We start from the raw sequence: 21,043 nt of genomic DNA, 5'->3' as shown, positions 1-21,043 counted from the left end.
ATGAACATGCACGCTCGCCTCGACCAGCAGCGCTTCGTGGAGGCCGAACCCTATCGGTGGCCCTACAACGGCGATCTCAGGCCCGAAAACACCGCGCTCATCGTCATCGACATGCAGACCGACTTCTGCGCGCCCGGCGGCTATGTCGACGGCATGGGCTACGACCTCAGCCTCACCCGCGCGCCGATCGAGCCGATCAAGCGTCTGCTCGCGGCGATGCGGGCCGGCGGCTACCACATCTTTCACACCCGCGAGGGGCATCGGCCGGACCTCGCCGATCTGCCCGAGAACAAGCGCTGGCGGTCGCGCCAGTTCGGCGCCGGCATCGGCGACGCAGGGCCCTGCGGGCGCATCCTCGTGCGCGGCGAGCCGGGCTGGGACATCATCCCCGAACTCTATCCGATCGAAGGCGAGCCGATCATCGACAAGCCCGGCAAGGGCTCGTTCTGCGCCACCGACCTCGAGCTCATCCTGAAGCAGCGCCGCATCGACAACATCGTGCTGACCGGCGTGACCACCGACGTCTGCGTCCACACCACCATGCGCGAGGCCAACGACCGCGGCTTCGAATGCGTGATGCTGGAGGACTGCTGCGCCGCGACCGACCCGGCCAATCACGAGGCCGCGCTCAGGATGATCAAGATGCAGGGCGGCGTGTTCGGCGCGGTCGCGACGTCGGCGAGCCTGATCGAGGCGATCTCCTGATGGCGTCGAGGCGCGCCGTCGTGCGTCGCGTGCCGGCGTCCGGGCCGGACGACGTCTCCGGCGTCGAGGCGCTGTTCGAGGAGGGGCTCGATCCGGCCTCCGTCGTGGCGGTGCTCGGCAAGACGGAAGGCAACGGCTGCGTCAACGACTTCACGCGGGGCTACGCCACGCGCCGCTTCGAGGACCTGTTCGCCCGCCACGGCGCGGGCGGCGCGGCGATCGTGATGTCCGGCGGCACCGAAGGCGCGCTGTCGCCGCACTGGACCGTGTTCGCGCGCGAGGAGGTGGACGACGAGCCCGAGGGCGCGCTCGCGATCGGCGTCGCCCGCACCGCGGCGGTCGCCGCCGAAGCGCTCGGCCGCCGGGAACACGCCGAGATGGTCGCAGACGGCGTCCGCCGCGCCATGGCCGACGCCGGCGTGACGGACGCGGCCGACGTCCATTTCGTGCAGGTGAAGTGCCCGCTGCTGACCATGGCGCGCACGGAAGCGGCGGAAGCGCGCGGCGCGACGACCGCGACGCGGGACACGCTCAAGTCCATGGGGCTTTCGCGCGGGGCGTCGGCGCTCGGCGTCGCGGTCGCGCTCGGCGAGATCGAGTTCGACCGGCTGGCCGACGACGACGTCTGCGGCGACTACGGCCTGTTCTCCTCCTGCGCGTCGGCGTCTTCCGGGGTGGAGCTGCTGGACAACGAGATCGTGGTGCTCGGCATGAGCGCGGCGTGGTCCGGGCCGCTCGCGATCGACCATGCCGTGATGCGCGACGCGATCGACGTCCGCTCGGTGGCCGCCGTCCGCGAGCGGATGGGTCCGGGCGCGCTGGTCGCGGCGCTGGCGAAGGCGGAGGCCGATCCCTCGGGGCTGGTCCGCGGGCGCCGGCACACCATGCTGGACGATTCCGACATCGCCTCGACCCGCCACGCCCGCGCCTTCGTCGGCGGCGCGCTCGCGGGGCTCTTCGGCGAGACCGAGATCTACGTCTCCGGCGGCGCCGAGCATCAGGGGCCGCCCGGCGGCGGCCCGGTCGCCATCATCCTCGACAGGAGCGGTTCATGAGCGACGCTGTCGCCGTCGAAGCGGTCGGCATGACGATGCGGTTCGGCGCCTTCACGGCGCTGGACGACGTCTCGATCAAGGTCCCGGCCGGCTCGTTCCACGCGCTTCTCGGCGAGAACGGCGCCGGCAAGTCGACGCTCGTCAAATGCATGATGGGCTTCTACACGCCGACCTCCGGGCAGATGCTGGTGGACTCCAAGGAGGCGGTGATCCGCAACCCTAAGGACGCCGCCGGTTTCGGGCTCGGCATGGTCTATCAGCACTTCACGCTGGTGCCGTCGCTGACCGGCGCCGAGAACCTCGTCATCTCCCGCGAGGACGCGCCGCGGGTGATCGACTGGCGCAAGGAGCGCAAGGCGCTCGCCGCCTTCATGGAGACGATGCCGTTCAAGATCCCGCTGGACCAGCCGGTCTCGGCGCTCGCGGCCGGCGAGAAGCAGAAGCTCGAAATCGTCAAGCAGCTCTATCTCGGCCGCCGCTTCATCGTGCTGGACGAGCCGACCTCGGTGCTGACGCCGAACGAGGCGGAGGAGATGCTGGGCCTCGTGCGCGGCATGACCCGAGCCGGCGCGCTGACCGTGCTGATGATCAGCCACAAGTTCCACGAGGTGACGTCGTTCTGCGACGACGTCACGGTGCTGCGCAAGGGCCGCCGCACCGGCGGCGGGCGCATCGCCGATCTCGACCGCAAGCAGATGGCCGCGATGATGATCGGCGACCAGCCGATCGTCGCCCTCGACAGCCGGTCCGAGACGCCGGCGGACGCGACGCCCGTGCTGACCGTGAAGCAGCTGAAGGCCAAGGACCGCACCGGGCTGAAGTCGATCGCGATCGACGGGCTCGAGGTGCGGGCCGGCGAGATTGTCGGGATCGCCGGCATCTCCGGCAACGGCCAGAAGGAGTTCCTCGAGACCATCGCCGGGCAGCGGGCGCGCGAGGGCGGCGCCGTGGTGGTCAAGGACACGGTCTACGACGCGAGCCGGGCCCAGTCGCGCGCGCTCAACGTCCGCTTCATCCCGGAGGAGCCGCTCCGCAACGCCTGCGCCCCCCGGATGACGGTGGCCGAGAACATCGCCTTCCGCACCTTCGACCTCAACGCCGACGGCAAGCCGGTCGCCTGGATCAGCGCGCGCGCGATCCGCGCCTACGCGACGCGGCTGATCGAGCAGTTCAAGGTCAAGACCGCCTCGCTCTCGTCTCCGATCCAGTCGCTCTCCGGCGGCAACGTGCAGCGCGCCGTGCTCGCCCGCGAGCTCACTGGGCAGGTCGACCTGCTGGTCGTCTCGAACCCGTGCTTCGGGCTCGATTTCGCAGCGGTCGCGGAAATCCGCGCGCGCATCATGAAGGCCCGGAACGGCGGCGCCGCGGTGCTGCTGATGTCCGAGGACCTCGACGAACTTCTCGAGCTGTCGGACCGCATCTTCGTGATGTCGGACGGCGCGCTCGTCTACGAAACGCCGATCGCGCAGGCCGACGTGCACGTCATCGGCGAACACATGGCAGGGCATTGAAATGACGACGCCGCTTGCGGAACTCCGGTTCGATCTCGCCTCGCTGGCGGCCGCCTACGCCGGCGGCCTGTCGCCGGTCGACGTGGTCGACGAGGTGTTCGCGCGCATCGAGGCCTGCGGCGACGCAGGCATCTTCATCTCGACGTTCGACCGCGCGACCGCGCGCGCCGCGGCGGCGGCGCTTGGGAGCGCGCCGGACGGGCGCCCGCTCTGGGGCGCGCCCTTCGCGGTGAAGGACAACATCGACGTCGCCGGCGCGCCGACCACCGCCGCCTGCCCGGATTTCGCCCACGAGGCGACGGAGGACGCGGTCGCGGTGGCGCGGCTGAAGGCGGCGGGGGCGATCCCGGTCGGCAAGACCAATCTCGACCAGTTCGCGACCGGCCTCGTCGGCCTGCGCTCGCCCTACCAGCCGCCGCTGAACGCGGTCGACCCCGCGCTCGTGCCGGGCGGGTCGAGCTCCGGCTCCGCGGTCGCGGTGGCCCGCGGGCTCGTCAGCTTCGCGCTCGGCACCGACACCGCCGGCTCCGGCCGCGTTCCCGCGGGCCTCAACAACATCGTGGGCCTCAAGCCCACGGTCGGGGCCGTGCCGACCAAGGGCGTGCTGCCGGCCTGCCGGACGCTCGACTGCGTGTCCGTGTTCGCGCAGTCGGTCGACGACGCCTACCGGGCGTTCGCGGCCATGGCGGGGCTGGAGCCGTCCGATCCGTTCTCGCGCTCCGTCAGGACGACGCCGATCGGCCCGGCGCCGTCGCGCTTCCGCGTCGGCGTGCCGACGCCCGCGAGCCGCAGCTTCGGGGGCGACGTCGGCGCCGAGGCCGCCTTCGCCGCCACGCTCGAGGACGTCCGCGCGCTCGGCGGCGAGGTCGTCGAGCTCGACTTCGAGCCGTTCTTCGCGGTGGCGAGCCTGCTCTACAACGGCCCGTTCGTGGCCGAGCGCTACGAGGCTATCCGCAGCTTCATCGAGAGCCGCGGGGAAGCGGTCCATCCAGTGACGCGCAAGATCATCGAGAGCGCGCGCCGCTTCGACGCCGCGAGCGCCTTCGGCGGGCTCTACGAGCTCGCCGCCATGCGGAGGACGCTCGCGCCAAGCCTCGGCGCGGTCGACATGCTGCTGGTGCCGACCTTCCCGCGCCCGCGCACCGTCGCCGAGGTGACCGAGCATCCGGTCGGCCTAAACAGCGAGTTCGGCACCTACACCAACTTCGTCAACCTGCTCGATCTCTGCGCGCTGGCGGTGCCCGGCCGCCCGCGGCCGGACGGGCTGCCGGCGGGCGTGACCCTGATCGCCGCGGCCGGCGCGGACGCACGGATCGCCGCGGTCGGCGAGCGGCTGCACGAGCTGGGCGGCACGTCGATCGGCGCGCTCGGCCTGCCGGCGCCCGCCGCCCCGGAGCGCGCGCCGACGCCGGCGCCGGACGAGATCGAGATGGTGGTCGTCGGCGCGCATCTCTCGGGCATGGCGCTCAACGGCGAACTGACCCGGCATGGCGGCCGCTTCCTGCGGGCGGTCGACACCGCGCCGCTCTATCGCCTGTTCGCGCTGCCCGGCAAGGTCGCCCGGCCAGGATTGCTGCGGGTCGGGGAGGGCGGCTCCGCGATCGCGACCGAGGTCTGGGCCCTCCCGGCCTCCGCGGTCGGGCCGTTCATCGCCGGCGTCCCGTCGCCGCTCGGCTTCGGCACGCTCGTCCTCGCCGACGGCTCGACTGCGCTCGGCTTCCTGGTCGAGCCCAAGGGCGTGGAGGGCGCGGACGACATCACCCGCTTCGGCGGCTGGCGCGCCTACATGCGCGAGAGGGCCGCGGCATGAGCGCCGTCCCGCCGCTCTCGCCGGCCGAACTCGAGGCGCATCTCGACGCGGCGACCGCGCTGCTCGGCCTGACCGTCGCGCCGGAGGCCCGCGCCTCGACCCTCGCCCATCTCGCCGCGACGATGGCCGCGGCGCGTCTCGTGTCCGGCTTCGCGTTCGACGACGAGCTGGAGCCTGCCCCGGTGTTCCGTCCATGACCGCGTCCGCATCCGTCAAATCCCAATCGTCCGGCGCCATGGAGCAGACGGTTTCAGCGGCGCTCGCCAGGATCGCGACGCATGACGGCCGTGTCGGCGCCTTCACCGACGTCACCGCCGACCGTGCGGTGGCGGCGGCGCGCGCGCAGGACGCCTCCGGCGCCGGCGGCCCGCTCGCGGGCGTCACCTTCGCGGCCAAGAACCTGTTCGACATCGCCGGCCTGCCGACCCGCGCCGGATCGAAGATCAACCGCGAACGCGCCCCGGCGGAGCGCGACGCGGAGCTCGTCCGCCGCATGGAGGCGGCGGGCGCGGTCCTGCTCGGCGGGCTGAACATGGGCGAGTACGCCTATGACTTCACCGGCGAGAACGTCCATGACGGCCCGTCGCGCAACCCGCACGACCTGACCCGCATGACCGGCGGCTCCTCCGGCGGCTCGGGCGCCGCGGTGGCGGCCGGCTTCGTCGACGTGGCGCTGGGCTCGGACACCAACGGCTCGATCCGCGTGCCGTCGGCGCTGTGCGGGTGCTTCGGCCTGAAGCCGACCTACGGCCGGCTGACCCGCGCCGGGACCTTTCCCTTCGTCCACAGCTTCGACCATGTCGGGCCGCTGGCGCGCTCCGTGCGGCTGCTGTCGCTCGCCTATGACGCGATGCAGGGGCCGGACGCGGCCGACGCCGCGACGACCACGCGCGATCCGGAGCCCGCGACCGCGTCGCTGGAGGACGGCGTCGCCGGCCTCCGGATCGCGACGCTCGGCGGCTATTTCGCCGAGAAGGGCGAGCCCGACTGCTTCGAGGCGGTGGCGCGCGTCGCGAACAGCCTCGGCGCGGACCGGGCCGTCACCTTGCCCGAAGCGGCGCGCGCACGCGCGGCGGCCTATGTGATCTCCGCGACCGAGGGAGCGGCGCTGCATCTCGACCGGCTAAGGACGCGGCCGGACGACTTCGACCCCGCCGTCCGCGACCGCCTGATCGCGGGCGCGACGGTGCCGGCCGCCTTCGTCGCGCAGGCGCAGCGCTTCCGCCGCTGGTTCGCCGGCGCCGTCGCGAAGGCGTTCGAAGAGGTCGACATCCTGATCGCGCCGGCGACGCCCTGCCGCGCGCCGAAGCTCGGCCAGACCACATTCACGCTCGGCGGCGAGACGCTGCCGGTGCGGCCGAACCTCGGCCTGTTCACCCAGCCGATCTCGTTCATCGGCCTGCCGGTCGCGGCCGTGCCCGTTTGGCTCGACGACGGATTGCCGCTCGGCGTGCAGATCATCGCGCCGCCGTGGCGGGAGGCGGACGCTCTGCGGGTCGCCCGCGCGCTGGAGCGCGACGGCGTCGCTGGCGTTCGCGTCCCGGCGTTTTAGGAGGCGACGTTGGAGATCGACATTCCCGAGGTGAAGGCCGAGGTAGAGGCCGCCTTTGCGACCTACGAGGCCGCGCTCGTCGGCAACGACGTGCCGACGCTCGAGGCGCTGTTCCGCGACGATCCGCTGACGCTGCGCTACGGCGGCGGGGAGAACCTCTACGGCATGGACGCGATCCGCGCGTTCCGGCGGGCGCGCTCGCCGCAGGGCCTCGCGCGCACGCTCGAACGCACGCTGATCACCACCTACGGCCGCGATTTCGCGGTCGCCAACACGCTGTTCCGCCGCGACGGCGCGCCGGGCCGCATCGGCCGGCAGAGCCAGACCTGGGTCCGCTTTCCCGACGGATGGAAGGTCGTCGCGGCCCATGTGAGCGTGATCGACGAGGCTTGACGCCTCATTCCCGGACGAGGAGTGCGCCGTGATCGAAATCGCAGCAGAGCCGCAGCCCATCCTCGTCGACCTCGCGAGGACCGGGCTCATCATCATCGACATGCAGCGCGACTTCCTGGAGCCGGGCGGCTTCGGCGAGACGCTCGGCAACGACGTCGGCCGCCTCGCCGCAGCGGTCGGGCCGTGCCAGGCGATTCTGGCGGCGGCGCGCGGGGCGGGCCTGCTCGTGGTGCACACCCGCGAAGGCCACCGGCCGGACCTCTCCGACGCGCCGAAGGCCAAGGTCGAGCGCGGGGACCCGTCGCTGCGCATCGGCGCGCCCGGCCCGATGGGCCGCATCCTGATCCGCGGCGAGGCCGGCCACGAGATCATCGCCGACCTCGCGCCGGCGCCCGGAGAGCCGGTGATCGACAAGCCGGGCAAGGGCGCCTTCTACCAGACCGATCTGGAGCTGATGCTGCGGAACCGCGGGATCGACACGCTGCTCGTCTGCGGCGTCACCACCGAGGTCTGCGTCAACACCACGGTGCGCGAGGCGAACGACCGCGGCTACCGCTGCGTGGTGCTCGGCGACTGCTGCGCCTCCTACTTCTCGGAGTTCCACGAATACGGGCTGAAGATGATCAAGGCGCAGGGCGGCATCTTCGGCTGGGTGTCCGATTCCGCCTCCGCCATTGCCGCGATCTCCGCCGGAACCGCGCGCTCGGCCGCATAAGGGCCGGCTTGAGGGTCGACTGGGGCTGGTCCACGCTCGCCGTCATGCCCGCGCCTTCGCGGGCATCCAGGACTTTCCTCCGCCGCAGCGTTCGACGCCCAAGTCGTGGATGCCCGGCTGCGCCGGGCATGACGGCGGGTTCGCAAGAAGCGCCGCGCGCGGCTTCAGTCCGGAACGAAGCCGGCCGGCAACGGGTGCAGATGCGCGATCGTGACGTCGTCGAGCGCGGCGTCGACGCGTTCGGCGATCATCTGCCGGTGGCAGTGCTCCGGCTCGCGCTCGAAGCAGAGGAGGCACAGCCGGCGACCGGTGCGGACGAGCTCCTTCAGATCGCGCAACTCGTCTTGGGCGCCTTCGGTGCGCAGGTGCTCCTCGAAGATCGTCCGCATCTCGGCGTGACGTCCGGCGCGGGCCGCGGCGCGGCCGTCCGCCGGCGTGCCGAGGGCGCGCAGGTGCAGATAGCCGACGCCGCGCTCGTCGAGCCCGGCCGCGAGCGCCCGTTTGGAGAAGCCGGGCCGGCGCGAGTTCGCCACCGCGCGCACGTCCACCAGCACCTCGACGCCGGCCTCCACCAGCGCGTCGGCGAGCGCCGACGGCGTCGCGCCCTCGTAGCCGATCGTGAACAGTTCGCTCATTTCACCTCGCACGCCCAGATCGCGCGGATCTTGGCGGTGAAGCGGACGGCGGGATAGCCCTCATAGAACTCCGGGATCACGAAGGTCGCGGTCGAGGACGGCGGCGCGAGGCCCGTGCCGGTCAGGGTCAGCTCCTGCAGCTCCAGGGTCTGGGTCGAGACCTCGATCCGGGTCAGCGCCTTGTCGGGGTAGGGGTTCACCACATCCCACAGGAAGATGTTCGACTGCACCCTATAAGACGGGCTTGCGGCGCGCACGTCGCGGAACTGCGCGAGGCTGAGGCGCTCGGCCTTGCACGCCTTCAGGCGGGCGGGGTCCAGGCCGGCGCGCTCCATCCGCTCGGCGGACTGCGCGTCGCAGGTCGCGCGGCATTCGCGGGCGAAGTCCTTCGCGACGATGTCGTCGGTGTCGCTCTGCATTTTCGAGCCGAAGCAGTCGTCGAAGCAGCCGGCGCGCGCTTCGGGCGCGGCCAGAACGAGGACGGCGGCCATGACGGCGAAGGCGAGGGCGGCGGAGCGCATCGGGACCGTCTCTTGTTGTTGTTGTCGGCGCGGAAGCCAAGTCGACATACGGCGGCGGCTTGCTCCCGGATCGCCGGATGCTTAGCCGCCTGCTGGCACTCGCCGGAAAATGCTGCTAACAACATGATATCAATAGATTTTTAACTTCAGAGAATTGTCATGATGGGTGTCGACGTCTCAACATGAGGTCAGGGCGCGCTGGCGACCGCGCCCGCCAGCGAGGGAGCTTGAAATGAGCGGACGCGAAATCTCCTCAACCCCCCACGAAGCGACGAAGCCCGCGCTGACGCGGCCGACGGGCGAGTTCGCCCGCCAGCTCGACGGTTTCGGCCTGACGACCGCCGAGATTCTCTATCGGTTGCCGGACCATCCGGCGCTGCTTCAGACCTATGTCTGGCAGGAGTACGACCGTGCGCCGGACTATCCGGTCCTGCGCTCCTTCCTCGACTGGTGGCGGCGCGAGATCGAGGGGATGCTTCATTCCGTGCGCGTCGGGCACAAGGCGCTGATCGGCCCGGCAGATTTCCGGCCGGTGCGCACCGAAATCCGCCTGAACTGAGGATGGTGCGCGTCACCGTCCTCGCCGCGATTGCGGCGGGAGCGGCTTGGCGCTAGACGGGCGGCATGGCCGCAGCCCACACGCCCGACACGCTCCGCATCGCGCTCGCCCAGGCGAATCCGGTCATGGGCGACGTGCGCGGCAACCTCGCGCTCGCCCGCCGGCTCCGGGCGGAGGCCACGGGGCAGGGCGCGGACGTGGTGATGTTCTCGGAGCTGTTCCTCGCCGGCTATCCGCCGGAGGACCTGGTGCTGAAGCCGGCCTTCCAGGAGGCCTGCCGCGCCGCGCTGGACGAGCTCGCCGCCGACACCGCCGACGGCGGGCCGGACGCGCTGATCGGCCTGCCGTGGAAGGACGAAAGCGGGCTCTACAACGCCTACGCCCACCTCGCGGGCGGCGCGGTGGCGGGCCTGCGCTACAAGGTCGACCTGCCCAATTACGGCGTGTTCGACGAGAAGCGCGTGTTCGCGGCCGGTCCCCTGCCGGGGCCGATCGCGGTCCGGGGCGTGCGCGTCGGCGTGCCCGTCTGCGAGGACATCTGGGGCGACGAGGTGGTCGACTGCCTCGCCGAGACCGGCGCCGAGATCCTGCTCGTGCCGAACGGCTCGCCCTACTGGCGCGGCAAGGCGGAGACGCGCGTCAACGTGGTCGCCGCCCGCGTGGTCGAAAGCGGGCTGCCGCTGGTCTACCTCAACCAGATCGGCGGGCAGGACGAGCTTGTCTTCGACGGCGGCTCCTTCGCGCTCAACGCCGACCGCTCGCTCGCCTTCCAGATGCGCGGCTTCGTGGACGAGGTCGTCACCACGGTCTGGCGCAAGGGCGCGGACGGCCGCTGGCGTTGCGAGGGCGGGCCGAAGGCGACGCTGGAGGAGGGCGACCGGGCCGACTACCGCGCCTGCGTGCTGGGCCTGCGCGACTATGTGAACAAGTCGGGCTTTCCCGGCGTGGTGCTCGGCCTGTCCGGGGGCATCGACTCGGCGCTCTGCGCCGCGATGGCGGTCGACGCGCTCGGGCCCGAGCGCGTGCGCTGCGTGATGCTGCCCTATCGCTTCACCTCCGGCGACAGCCTGCGGGACGCGGACGCTTGCGCCCGCGCGCTCGGCGTCCGTTACGACACTCTGCCGATCGCGCCCGCGGTCGAAGGCTTCGAGGCCGTGCTCGCGCCGCTGTTCGAAGGCCGCGACCGCGACGTCACCGAGGAGAACCTGCAGAGCCGCGCCCGCGGCATGCTGCTGATGTCGATCTCCAACAAGTTCGGGCCGATGGTCGTGACCACCGGCAACAAGTCCGAGATGTCCGTCGGCTACGCCACGCTCTACGGCGACATGAACGGCGGCTTCAACCCGATCAAGGACCTCTACAAGACGCAGGTGTTCCGCCTTTCGGCGCTCCGCAACGGCTGGAAGCCGGAGGACGCGCTCGGGCCGGACGGCGACGTCATCCCGGTCGCGATCATCGACAAGCCGCCGACCGCCGAGCTGCGCGAGAACCAGAAGGACGCCGACAGCCTGCCGCCCTACGACGTGCTCGACGCGATCCTGAACGGGCTCGTCGAGGATGAGCGGCGCGTCGGCGACCTGGTGGCGGACGGCTTCGACGAGGAGACCGTGCGCAAGGTCGAGCGGCTGCTCTACCTCGCCGAGTACAAGCGCCGGCAGGCCGCGCCTGGCGTGAAGGTGACGGCGCGCAACTTCGGGCGCGATCGCCGCTATCCCATCGTCAACCGCTTCCGCGATCCCGGAGCGGCGAGGTGAAGGCGGCCGCGGCCCTCGCCATGCTCGCGGCGCTGTCGGGACAGGCCGACGCCGCCGGCTGCACGCTGGGCGCCGCGACCTACCGGCCGGCGGAAGGCGAGACGGGGGCGCTCCGCTTCGCGCCGATCAGCCGCGCCAGCGCCGAAAGCCCGTTCGGCTTCGCCATGTCGCTCGGCTCCGGCGCGCAGTACCGATTCCGGCTCGCCGCCGCGACCGGCACGGGCGAGAGCTACGCCGAGCTGGTGCTCGATCCGCGTCGGGCCTCGAAGACGCCGACGACGCCCGGCGGGCGCATCGGCGCCCGGTCCGAGGCCGAGGCGCAGGACGACGACGCCCCGGCCTCGCCGATCCACTTCTTCGACGAGCGCTTCCGCCGCGCGGAGCCCGCCGGGCTAGACGCCCCCGCGCCGGCGGCGGTGTTCCTGCCCGAACTGCAGCGCGCCTTCGCCTACTGGAGCGGCAATCCCGATCCGGAGCTGACGCCGACCGGCGGCATGTGGCTCCGCGACTGCGGCCGGTGAGCGCCGGCATGGCCGTCTACCGCTTCGCGCCGTCGCCTACCGGCTTCCTCCATCTCGGCAACGCCCGCACGCTGCTGCTGAACGCGCTGATGGCGCGCAAGCAGGCCGCGCGCTTCGTGCTCCGGCTCGACGACACCGACCGCGCCCGCGTGAGCGAGGAGTATGTCGATGGCATCCGACAGGATTTGGCCTGGCTCGGCCTGACGCCGGACGCCGAGGTGCGGCAGTCCGATCGCGACGACGCCTATGCCGCGGCGTTCGACCGGCTGGTCGCGGAGGGCAGGGTCTATCCGGCCTACGAGAGCGAGCCGGAGCTCGAACTCGCCCGCAAGCTCGCCCGCGCGTCAGGCCGACCGCCGGTCTACGACCGCGCCGCGCTCCGCCTGACCGCCGAGCGCCGCGCCGCGCTCGAGGCCGAGGGCCGGCGCCCGCACTGGCGCTTCCGGCTGTCGGGCGGCCGCGTCGAATGGCCGGACGGCGTGCGGGGAGCGCAGGGCTTCGACCTGTCCAGCCTGTCGGACCCGGTGGTCCGTCGCGACGACGGCTCGTTCCTCTACGTCTTCACGAGCGTCGTCGACGACGCCGGCATTGGCGTGACCGCCGTGGTCCGCGGCGAGGACCATGTGACCAACACCGCGGCGCAGATCGACATGTTCGCGGCGCTCGGCGCGCCGCCGCCGGCCTTCGCCCATCACAACCTGCTGACCTCCGCCGACGGGGCCGGGCTGTCGAAGCGCGAGGGCAGCCTGTCGCTCCGCACGCTGCGGGAGCAGGGGATCGAGCCGCTCGCGGTCGCGGCCTACGCCGTGCTGATCGGCTCGGCGGAGGCGGTGCGGCCGGTCTCCTCGCTCGACGAACTGGCGGGCCTGGTCGAGCTTTCGCGGCTGTCGCGCGCTCCGGCCCGCGTCGACATGGAGGAGCTTGCGGCGCTGTCCGCCAAGACGCTGCACGCCTTGCCGCACGACGCCGTGGCCGATCGTCTTGGCGCCCTCGGCGTCGAAGGCGGGCCGGCGTTCTGGGAGGCGGTGCGCGGCAACCTCGCGACGCTCGGGGAGGCGGCCGACTGGTGGCGCATCGCGACCCGTCCGCTTAAGCCCGAGGCCGCGCGGCCGGCGCCGGAGGACGCAAGGCTCGTGGCCGAAGCCTTGGCGCTGCTGCCGACCGAGCCGTGGGACGAGACCACTTGGAAGGCGTGGACCTCCGCGGTCTCCGCCGCCACGGGCGCCAAGGGCCGCGCACTGTTCGCGCCGCTGAGAATCGCGCTGACCGGCGAGCCGCACGGCCCGGAGCTCGCGAAGCTGCTGCCGTTCATCGGTAGGGCGCGGGCGCTGGAGCGGCTGTCGAGATAGTCACAACCCCTAATTGAATTCCCGTCGAAGTTCGCCTGATGTGTCGGTTCTTTTCTTAAGGAGGGCTGCCGCGGTGGATCTGTCTGAGGGGGTAACAACTGCCATCGCTGTTATCGGCGTTATCGGCGGCCTTTGGCGCTATTGGAAAAACAGCGAGGAACAGGCCGAACAGCGACGTAGAAATGACGGACTGCGCGTCGCCGACGAGATCGAGCTTCTGAACAAGGACCCCGCCGTCGTTGTCGCGTTCCGGCTCATCGATTGGTGTCCTACTTACGTCGATCTCGTTGTCGATGGAGTGCGCAAGCCAGTTTTGGTTGGTCCGGCTGAGTTTTGTGACGCCTTACGCCATCACGGTTCCCCGCGGGCGATGCTCGGACAGGAGAGCGCCGCTCCTGACGCACTTATCAAAGAGGTCGGTGGCGAAGCCGTCGTCGAACCATCGCGCGCTGATGGGTTTTCGATAGAACAGCAAGCGATCCGAGATGTGTTCGACGCCTTTCTTGGCCGACTCGAGCGCGTGGAGATGCTGATCAGGGTCGGCGTGATCCCGCAGGACCTATTTGGCGACCAGTTTTCATACTGGCTTGAAGCTATGGGGGAGATCGAGCCTACGGCAGGAGAGGTGGCCGGGCTCGATGACGCACGCCGGCGCGCGCTGTGGCGATTTATCAGGGCGTACCAGTTCAACGGCGTGATCAGGCTGTTTGGTCGTTACGGTCGAACTCTGAGCATTTAAGTCTCGACCCGCGTCGAACTGCCGGCGAGCCAGTCCGCGGCGCCGTCCGCCGCGGCGACGGCGGTGGCGAAGGTCGCCTGCAGCAGGTAGCCGCCGGTTGGGGCCTCCCAGTCCAGCATCTCGCCGGCGACGAAGCATCCCGGCCGGCGCGTCAGCATGAAGCGGTCGTCGATCTCACCGAAGGGCACGCCGCCGGCGGTGGAGATGGCGCGTTCGAGGCCCTTCGTCCCGACGAGTTCGAGCGGCAGAGCCTTGATCCGCCGCGCGAGCGCCGGCGGCTCCGACGGGAGCGACGGCAGGCCCTCGCGCAGCAGGGCGGCGGCGACCGGCGCGAGGCCTGCGGTCTTGCGGAGGTGGGTGGAGAGCGAGCGCCCCCCGCGCGGCGCGGAAAGGCGCCGGGCCAGCTCCTCCTCGGTGAGGTCCGGCCTGAGATCGAGCGTGGGCCGCGCCGCGCCGTCGCGGTCGATCGCGTCGCGCAGACGGGCGGAGAGCGCGTAGACCGCGCCGCCCTCGATCCCGTCGACCGTCAGCATGGCTTCGCCGCGGACCGTGGCGCCCTCGAAGCTCAAGGCGATGCGCTTCAGCGGCTGGCCCTCGAAGCGCTCGACGAGGACGGGTGACCAGCGCGCCAGGAAGCCGCAGTTCGACGGGCGGAGCGGGGCGGCGGGAACGCCGGCCTGCGCGAAGGGCGCGACCCAGGAGCCGTCGCCGCCGAGCCGCGGCCAACTCGCGCCGCCGAGCGCGAACACGACCGCGTCGGCGTGGACCGTCTCGACGCCGTCCGGTCCCTCGAAGACGAGCGCGCCCTCGGGCGTCCATCCGGTCCAGCGCCGGCCCGCCTGGAGCTCAACGCCCAGGCTATCCAGCCGGTGCAGCCAGGCGCGAAGCAACGGCGACGCCTTGAAGGAACGCGGAAACACGCGCCCGCTGGAGCCCACGAAGGTCTCGACGCCGAGGCCCTCGCACCAGGCGATCAGGTCGGCGGCGGAGAACCGGGCGAGCGCCGGCTCGAGCGCGGCCCGGGCCGCGCCGTAGCGGTCGAGGAAGGCCTCGGTCGGCTCGGAATGGGTGAGGTTCAGGCCGCCGCGGCCGGCCAGCAGGAATTTGCGCGCGACGGAGGGCATGCGCTCGAACAGCGTCGGCCGGAATCCGAGGCTCGCGAGCCGCTCCGCCGCCATCAGTCCGGCAGGCCCGCCGCCGATGACGCAGACGACGGGTGGTTTGGAGAGGCCGTCTCCGGAGGCGGATCGGTTGGTCATCGACGTCCTTGGCCGCGAGCCGTTAACCGGCTGCGGGCGACCTGATTCTCTTTTCCTTAAGCCGCTCTTGATAGAGGGAAGCCATCAGCCGGCCCAGCACTAAGCGGCCTGAAACCGGAACAGCGGTCGGCGGAGGCGGTAGCGGCGAAATATGACGCTCGTTGTCATCCTGGACGACCGGGTCACGAACCGGAACATCTTCGCGAAGCTCGCCGCGTCGATCGAGCCGGACGTGGAGGTGCGGACGTTCGGCGGCCCTCACGAAGCGCTCGACTGGCTGTCGGAGCGCACGCCGGACCTCGTCGTCACCGATTACAAGATGCCGGAGATGGACGGCGCGGAGTTCACCCGCCGCTTCCGCGAACTGCCGAACTGCGCCGACGTGCCGGTCGTCGTGCTCACGGTCTATGAGGAGCGCAGCTTCCGTCTGAGCGCGCTCGAAGCCGGGGCCACCGATTTCCTGCAGAGCCCGGTCGACCATCACGAATTTCTGACCCGGGCGCGCAATCTGCTGAAGATGCGTCGGCAGCAGGTGCTGATCGCGAGCCGCGCCGTGCAGCTCGAACGCAAGCTCCAGTCGAGCGAACGGTCCCGCGAGGAGGCGCTGCGCGACAGCTCCGAACGCCTCGGGCAGGTCATCGACACCGTGCCGGCGATGATCAGCGCGATCGATCGTTCCGGCCGCTGCATCTTCGTCAACGCCTATCAGGCGCGCATCAAGGGCGTCGAACCGCAGGCGCTGCTCGGCCGCACGGCGGTCGAGATGTTCGGCCCCGAGCACGGGGGCCGCAGCGCGGCGCTCGACCGGCTGATCTTCGAAAGCGGCGCGGCGCTGCCGAGCTTCGAGGAGGAGATTTTCACCCGGGCGGGCGAGCGGCGGCATTTCCTGACGACCAAGGCCCCGCTCCGGGACGGCGCCGGCGAGATCGTGGCGGTGCTGACCACATCGCTCGACATCAGCGACCGCAAGCGGGCGGAAGGCCATCTGCGGCATCTCGCCCATCACGACGCGCTGACGGACCTGCCGAACCGCGCGCTGCTGCACGAGCGCGTGCGCCACGAGATCGCCCATGCACGCCGCAACGGCCGCAAGTTCGCGCTGCTGCTGTTCGATCTCGACCGCTTCAAGGGCATCAACGACGTTCTCGGCCACCACATCGGCGACCGCCTGCTGAAGGCCGTGGCGGACCGCTTGCGCGTCACGTTGCGGGACACGGACACCGCGTCGCGGCTTGGCGGCGACGAGTTCGCGATCCTGCAGTCCGACGTGACGACGCTCGAGGACACGATCGATCTCGCGCGGCGGGTCCGGGAGGCGCTGACCGAGCCGTTCCGTCTCGACGGCGAGGAGATCACCACCTCCGCCAGCATCGGCATCGCGATGTTCCCGGACCACGGGTTCGATTTCGACGAGCTGCTGAAGAACGCCGACCTCGCCATGTACCGCGCCAAGGCGAGCGGGCGGGACGGATACCGGGCCTTCGCGTCCGACATGGACACCAGCGCGCGCGCCGTCACGGTGCTCGAAAGCGATCTCCGCAAGGCGCTGGCGCGCGAGGAGCTCGTGCTGCACTACCAGCCGCAGGTGGCGCTCGCGTCGGGCAGCATCGTCGGCGCCGAGGCGCTGGTGCGGTGGCGCCGGGAGAACGGCGACCTCGTTTCGCCGGGCGATTTCCTGCCGCTCGCCGAGGAGTGCGGCCTGATCGCGCCGATCAGCGAATGGGTGCTCAACGAGGCCTGCGCGCAGGCGGCGTCCTGGCCGCAGTCCGGGCTGCCGCCGCTGCGCATCGCGGTCAACCTGTCGGCGAGCCAGTTCCGGCGCCAGAACGTCGAGGAGGTCGTGCTCGCGGCTCTGGCCGCCTCCGGCCTCGATCCGGCGCGGCTCGAACTGGAGCTGACCGAGACCATCCTGCTGCAGGACACCGAGCGCGTGGTCGCGACGCTGAAGGCGTTGCAGAGCCGCGGGGTGACCTTCTCGATCGACGATTTCGGCACCGGTTACTCCTCGCTCGCCTATGTGAAAAGCTTCCCCGTCGACCGGCTGAAGATCGACAAGTCGTTCATCCACAACCTCAAGACCGACGCGAACGACGCCGCGATCGTGCGCGCCATCGTCAACCTCGGCCACAGCCTCGACCTCGACGTCATCGCCGAGGGCGTCGAGAACGCCGCCCAGGTGGCGCATCTCAGGGCCGAAGGGTGCGACGAAGTCCAAGGCTTCTACTTCGGCCTGCCGATGCCGGCGCCGGACTTCGTCGACCTTGTCAGACGCGAGTCCCTGCTCGCGCAGACGGCATGAGACGGCTCGCCACGGCCGCGTCGCGGCTCCGGCGAGCGTCCGAAATCGCGGCCGCCCTGCGCCTCCGGCTGCGCGAAAGCCCGAACGGCGAGCACGAGATGGCGCTGAACCGCCTCGCGGCGGGCCTGCTGCTGCTCAGCTACTTCACGTTCGCGGACCCGTCGGGGGAGGTGTTCCTGCTCGCCGCGACCTACGGCGTCGGCGGCGTGCTGTTCTTCGGCCATTTGGTCGCGCAGCCGCGGAACGCCGCGCTGCGCCAGAAGCTCGCGCGCTTCTTCGACCTCGGTCTCCTGTCCTACGCCATGCATGTGGGCGGCCAGACCACGGCGGTGCTCTATCCGCTGTACCTCTGGATCGTCTTCGGCAACGGCTTCCGTTTCGGGCTACCTGCGCTGCGGATCTCCGCCGCGATCGCGGTGGTCGGCTTCGCCCTCGCCGTCGCCTTCACCCCGTACTGGCGGGAGAACTACAGCCTGTCGCTCGGGCTCCTGCTCGCTCTCGTGGTGCTGCCGGCCTATGCGGCGACCCTGATCCGAAAGCTGTCGCACGCCAAGGTCGCCGCCGAGGAGGCGAGCCGGGCCAAGAGCCTCTTCCTGGCGAGCATGAGCCATGAGCTCCGGACCCCGCTGAACTCCGTCATCGGCATGACCGAGCTGCTGGTGGGGACCGATCTCGACGACGACCAGCGCGACATGGCGCGGACCGCCCGCGACAGCGGCCGCGAGCTCCTGGGCCAGATCGACGAGTTGCTGAACTTCAGCCGCATCGAGGCGGGGCGGATGCCGGTCCGCCAAGTCGACTTCGATCTGCACGCGCTGCTTGCGGAAGCGCGCGGGCTGCTTTCCGCTCAGGCGCGCGCCAAGGGCCTCCGGCTCAACGTCCACGTCACGCCGCGCACGCCCTACTGGCTGAAGGGCGAAGCCCGGCAGATCAAGGACATCCTCGTCAATCTCGTGGGCAACGCGGTCAAGTTCACGGAAACCGGCGGCGTCGTGGTCGCGGTCGACGCCGTGGTCGCGACCGATCAGCGTCTGCGCCTTCGTTTCGAGGTGACCGACACCGGCATCGGCATCGCGGAGGCCGCGCGGCAACGCATTTTCGAGACCTTCGCCCAGGCCGACGAGACGGTGATCAACACCCATGGCGGCACGGGGCTGGGGCTCGCGATCTGCAAGCAGCTCGTCGAACTGAACGGCGGCGAAATCAACGTCGAGAGCGAGGTCGGGTTCGGCAGCACGTTCTGGTTCGAGCTGGATCTCGAACATGGCGCGCCTATCCCCGAGATGGACGAGCGTCCGCGCTCGCAACCCGTCATCGCGATGGCGGTCACCGACTCCCGCGCGCAGGCTCTCGCCGCTTCGGTCGTCGCCGCGGGATGGCCCTCGACGCCCGCGGTCGGTCTGCGCGAGGCGCTTCGCCTGCTTCGCGCGCGCCCGAACGGCGAGCGCGGCCCATCCGTGATCGTTCTCGACGCCGAGGGTTCGGAGGTCGACGGTCAGGCGCTGATCGAGGCCCTCCGCGCCGGCCACAACGACGATGCGGCGGTCGCGCTGATCGATCCAGGCTTGGGCGCGGGCCTGCCGGCTTTCGAGATCCGCATGGCCTGCGCCTCGGCGACCGGGGCGTCGCCCGACCCCGACCAGCTTCGCGCGATGCTCAGGGGCGCGACCGCCGGCGCGCCGGCGGACCTTCTCATGCGTCCCGCGCCGGCCGCGGTCGCCGGCCTTCGCCGCCTGTCAATCCTCGTCGCCGAAGACAATCGCACCAACCAGAAGGTGATCCGTAAGGTGCTGGAGCGGGCCGGGCATGAGGTCCGGATCGCCGACAACGGCGAACTCGCGCTGGACGCCCTGACCGAGCGATCGTTCGATCTCGTGCTGATGGACGTCAACATGCCCGTGCTCGACGGGCTCGAATGCACGAAGCTCTATCGTTTCGCGTCCTTGGGGAAGCCCCGGATTCCGATCGTCGCCCTGACGGCGGACGCCACGTCCGACTCGCGCGTGCGTTGCCTCGACGCCGGCATGGACGCCTGCCTCACCAAACCGATCGAGCCGGCGCATCTGCTCGCCACCATCGACGAGCTGGCGTCGAGCGGCCGCGGGGCGGCCACGGAGACGGCCGAAGGGCAGACCGAGACGTCGCTGGCGGCGGCCGAGGTCGACGACGAGATCGTCGCGAACATCGCGAGCCATCCGAGATACCGGGCGACGCGTCGGGCGGTGATCGACCGTGTCGCCCTCGACGAACTCGAGGAGCTTGGCGGCCGCGAATTCGTCGCCGACCTCATCGACGAGTTCATCGGAGACGCCGCCGCGGTCCTGACGGGGCTGCGCGAGGCCGTCGCGCAGCGGCAGGCTGGCGATTTTCGGGAGCACGCTCACGCCCTGCGCAGCGGAGCCGCGAACATCGGCGCGCGCGGCATGTACGAGCTTTGCCTCTCCTACCGCAATCTGGACGCCCAGACGCTCGCCGCGTCCGGGGCCGAGCACGTGAGGCGCCTCGAGGCCGAGTTCGAGCGTGTCCGCAAGACGCTCCAGCACGAACGCGCCGCCCGTTCGGGCGACACGCCCCGCTGACTTCGCCAAACGGCGAAACGCGGCCGTTCAGGCGATCTCCGCCTCGGAGGCGGGGCTCCGGACCCCGGCTGCGGTCATCCGCCGATCCTGCGCCGTGACGAGCCGCTGCATCTTCCGGAGATCGGCCGGGTGCAGCTCGAGCGCGGCCTCCACCCAGATGTCGGTGACGTCGCGCAGCTCCTCGTACGGCATCGGGGACACGCGCGCGCTCGCGCGGAGCATGGCGGTCAGCCCGTTGTGGCGCTTCTGGTTCTGACGGATGAGCCGGCGCGTGGCGTCCACTCCGTCGCCGGGCTCCGCCAGCACCTGGACCAGCCCCATCTCGTAGAGCTCCTCGGCGGTGAAGATCCGCCCGCTCGCGATCATGTTTTCGGCCCGGGCGAGGCCAACGCGGCGCGTGAGCAGGCTCGACGCGCCCATGCCGGGGAACAGGTTGAACAGAATCTCCGGGAACCCGAACTTCACGCCCCGCTCGGCCACGATCATATGGCAGGACAGCGCGGTCTCGAAGCCGCCTCCAAGCGCGTCGCCCTGCACCAGCGCGATCGTTAGGATGGGATTGCCGAACCCGATCGCGTTGTCATGCAGCACGTGAATGCAGGAATAGGCATATTCGGTGAGCGCCTCCCTGTCCCGCGCGACGATCCAGCGCGAGAAACGCTCGAGGTCTCCGCCGAGATTGTAGACGCCGGGAATCCGCGACGCGAGCACCGCCTGCTTCGGCGGGCTGACGCCGGCGTCCGTTTCGGCGCGCGCGCAATGAGCGCGGATGGTCGCAGTGTAGGAGGCGAGCTCCGTGAGCATGCCCGGCGTGAAGCTCGGGGCGCCCTTCGGGTTCATCCAGCACCAATAGGCTCCGTCGGCCGCATCGAAGCTGAAGTCGATCTCCTCGTAAGTCGAGGGCGTCGGCGTCGAAGGTTCGGCGGCTCCGGCGCGCGCCGGCGCGCTTCGATGATCCGAAAGCCCGCGCGCCTCACGCGCCGCGGCTAAGCGGGCGCGGGCGCGCTCCAATCCAAAAAAAGGCCGATACCCGGACAAACTGATTGGAATTGCCATCTCAGGCCTACAACTAAAGGCTGCGCCACCG

At 70.8% G+C, this 21,043-nt stretch carries 19 protein-coding genes; 15 read left to right on the top strand and 4 right to left on the bottom strand.

All coding sequences use genetic code 11. The features are described 5' to 3' along the window. The first annotated feature begins 6 nt into the window (after nucleotides 1–6). The 8 genes from biuH to PKE78_RS00930 are packed head-to-tail and all read left to right on the top strand — an operon-like array spanning nucleotide 7 to nucleotide 7,741. Entirely contained in the window at nucleotides 7–705 is a 699-nt protein-coding gene (biuH, locus tag PKE78_RS00965; protein WP_271200039.1) for a biuret amidohydrolase, read from the top strand. Then, nucleotides 705–1,760: a cyanuric acid amidohydrolase gene (gene atzD / locus PKE78_RS00960; protein ID WP_271198971.1), complete on the top strand. Its 1,056-nt coding sequence runs from the start codon at nucleotides 705–707 to the stop codon at nucleotides 1,758–1,760. The genes biuH and atzD overlap by 1 nt, the downstream gene beginning before the upstream one ends. Next, a complete protein-coding gene (locus tag PKE78_RS00955) occupies nucleotides 1,757–3,271 on the top strand; it encodes an ABC transporter ATP-binding protein (protein WP_271198970.1) in 1,515 nt (504 codons plus the stop codon). The genes atzD and PKE78_RS00955 overlap by 4 nt, the downstream gene beginning before the upstream one ends. A gap of 1 nt (nucleotide 3,272) precedes the next feature. Next, entirely contained in the window at nucleotides 3,273–5,081 is a 1,809-nt protein-coding gene (gene atzF / locus PKE78_RS00950; protein WP_271198969.1) for an allophanate hydrolase, read from the top strand. Beyond that, the gene (locus tag PKE78_RS00945; RefSeq protein WP_271198968.1) at nucleotides 5,078–5,278 is read left to right on the top strand and encodes an AtzG-like protein; all 201 of its coding nucleotides are present in this window, start codon (nucleotides 5,078–5,080) and stop codon (nucleotides 5,276–5,278) included. Before atzF ends, PKE78_RS00945 begins: the two co-directional genes overlap by 4 nt. Continuing rightward, entirely contained in the window at nucleotides 5,275–6,633 is a 1,359-nt protein-coding gene (locus PKE78_RS00940) for an AtzE family amidohydrolase (RefSeq protein ID WP_271198967.1), read from the top strand. Before PKE78_RS00945 ends, PKE78_RS00940 begins: the two co-directional genes overlap by 4 nt. 9 nt (nucleotides 6,634–6,642) lie before the next feature. Beyond that, entirely contained in the window at nucleotides 6,643–7,026 is a 384-nt protein-coding gene (hpxZ, locus tag PKE78_RS00935) for an oxalurate catabolism protein HpxZ (RefSeq protein ID WP_271198966.1), read from the top strand. A gap of 28 nt (nucleotides 7,027–7,054) precedes the next feature. Next, on the top strand, nucleotides 7,055–7,741 hold the full coding sequence (locus tag PKE78_RS00930; RefSeq protein ID WP_271198965.1) for a cysteine hydrolase family protein: 687 nt from the start codon (nucleotides 7,055–7,057) through the stop codon (nucleotides 7,739–7,741). Nucleotides 7,742–7,905: 164 nt separating this feature from the next. Here the strand turns inward: PKE78_RS00930 and PKE78_RS00925 are convergent, their stop codons facing one another. Both PKE78_RS00925 and PKE78_RS00920 read right to left on the bottom strand, forming a co-directional pair. Next, the gene (locus tag PKE78_RS00925) at nucleotides 7,906–8,376 is read right to left on the bottom strand and encodes a DUF488 domain-containing protein (protein WP_271198964.1); all 471 of its coding nucleotides are present in this window, start codon (nucleotides 8,374–8,376) and stop codon (nucleotides 7,906–7,908) included. After that, nucleotides 8,373–8,897, bottom strand: a complete 525-nt coding sequence (locus PKE78_RS00920; RefSeq protein ID WP_271198963.1) for a hypothetical protein — start codon at nucleotides 8,895–8,897, stop codon at nucleotides 8,373–8,375. Before PKE78_RS00920 ends, PKE78_RS00925 begins: the two co-directional genes overlap by 4 nt. A gap of 232 nt (nucleotides 8,898–9,129) precedes the next feature. Here PKE78_RS00920 and PKE78_RS00915 point away from each other — a divergent pair, with 232 nt between their 5' ends. The 5 genes from PKE78_RS00915 to PKE78_RS00895 all read left to right on the top strand — a co-directional run bounded on the left by PKE78_RS00915 (nucleotide 9,130) and on the right by PKE78_RS00895 (nucleotide 13,819). Then, nucleotides 9,130–9,456, top strand: a complete 327-nt coding sequence (locus PKE78_RS00915; protein ID WP_271198962.1) for an usg protein — start codon at nucleotides 9,130–9,132, stop codon at nucleotides 9,454–9,456. A 65-nt stretch (nucleotides 9,457–9,521) separates the two neighbouring features. After that, complete coding sequence (locus PKE78_RS00910) at nucleotides 9,522–11,210, top strand: NAD+ synthase (RefSeq protein ID WP_271198961.1); 1,689 nt, start codon at nucleotides 9,522–9,524, stop codon at nucleotides 11,208–11,210. After that, on the top strand, nucleotides 11,207–11,731 hold the full coding sequence (locus tag PKE78_RS00905) for a hypothetical protein (RefSeq protein ID WP_271198960.1): 525 nt from the start codon (nucleotides 11,207–11,209) through the stop codon (nucleotides 11,729–11,731). The genes PKE78_RS00910 and PKE78_RS00905 overlap by 4 nt, the downstream gene beginning before the upstream one ends. 8 nt (nucleotides 11,732–11,739) lie before the next feature. Then, a complete protein-coding gene (locus PKE78_RS00900) occupies nucleotides 11,740–13,080 on the top strand; it encodes a glutamate--tRNA ligase (RefSeq protein ID WP_271198959.1) in 1,341 nt (446 codons plus the stop codon). A 73-nt stretch (nucleotides 13,081–13,153) separates the two neighbouring features. Next, nucleotides 13,154–13,819, top strand: a complete 666-nt coding sequence (locus tag PKE78_RS00895; protein WP_271198958.1) for a hypothetical protein — start codon at nucleotides 13,154–13,156, stop codon at nucleotides 13,817–13,819. Here the strand turns inward: PKE78_RS00895 and PKE78_RS00890 are convergent. Next, entirely contained in the window at nucleotides 13,816–15,078 is a 1,263-nt protein-coding gene (locus tag PKE78_RS00890; protein ID WP_271198957.1) for a BaiN/RdsA family NAD(P)/FAD-dependent oxidoreductase, read from the bottom strand. The two genes, PKE78_RS00895 and PKE78_RS00890, sit on opposite strands and share 4 nt — an antisense overlap. 151 nt (nucleotides 15,079–15,229) lie before the next feature. On the opposite strand from PKE78_RS00890, the gene PKE78_RS00885 reads away from it, so the two are divergent. Further along, entirely contained in the window at nucleotides 15,230–17,377 is a 2,148-nt protein-coding gene (locus tag PKE78_RS00885) for a two-component system response regulator (RefSeq protein WP_271198956.1), read from the top strand. After that, a complete protein-coding gene (locus PKE78_RS00880; RefSeq protein ID WP_271198955.1) occupies nucleotides 17,374–19,956 on the top strand; it encodes a hybrid sensor histidine kinase/response regulator in 2,583 nt (860 codons plus the stop codon). Before PKE78_RS00885 ends, PKE78_RS00880 begins: the two co-directional genes overlap by 4 nt. Nucleotides 19,957–19,983: 27 nt before the next feature. Here the strand turns inward: PKE78_RS00880 and PKE78_RS00875 are convergent, their stop codons facing one another. After that, nucleotides 19,984–21,012, bottom strand: coding sequence for a crotonase/enoyl-CoA hydratase family protein (locus PKE78_RS00875; RefSeq protein WP_271198954.1), 1,029 nt, complete (start codon nucleotides 21,010–21,012; stop codon nucleotides 19,984–19,986). Nucleotides 21,013–21,043 lie beyond the last annotated feature (31 nt).

The sequence above is a fragment of the Methylopila turkensis genome (assembly GCF_027922325.1).
Lineage (GTDB): Bacteria > Pseudomonadota > Alphaproteobacteria > Rhizobiales > Methylopilaceae > Methylopila > Methylopila turkensis.
Note: the sequence above shows the minus strand (reverse complement) of the source record. Positions and strands in the feature narration are given on the sequence as shown.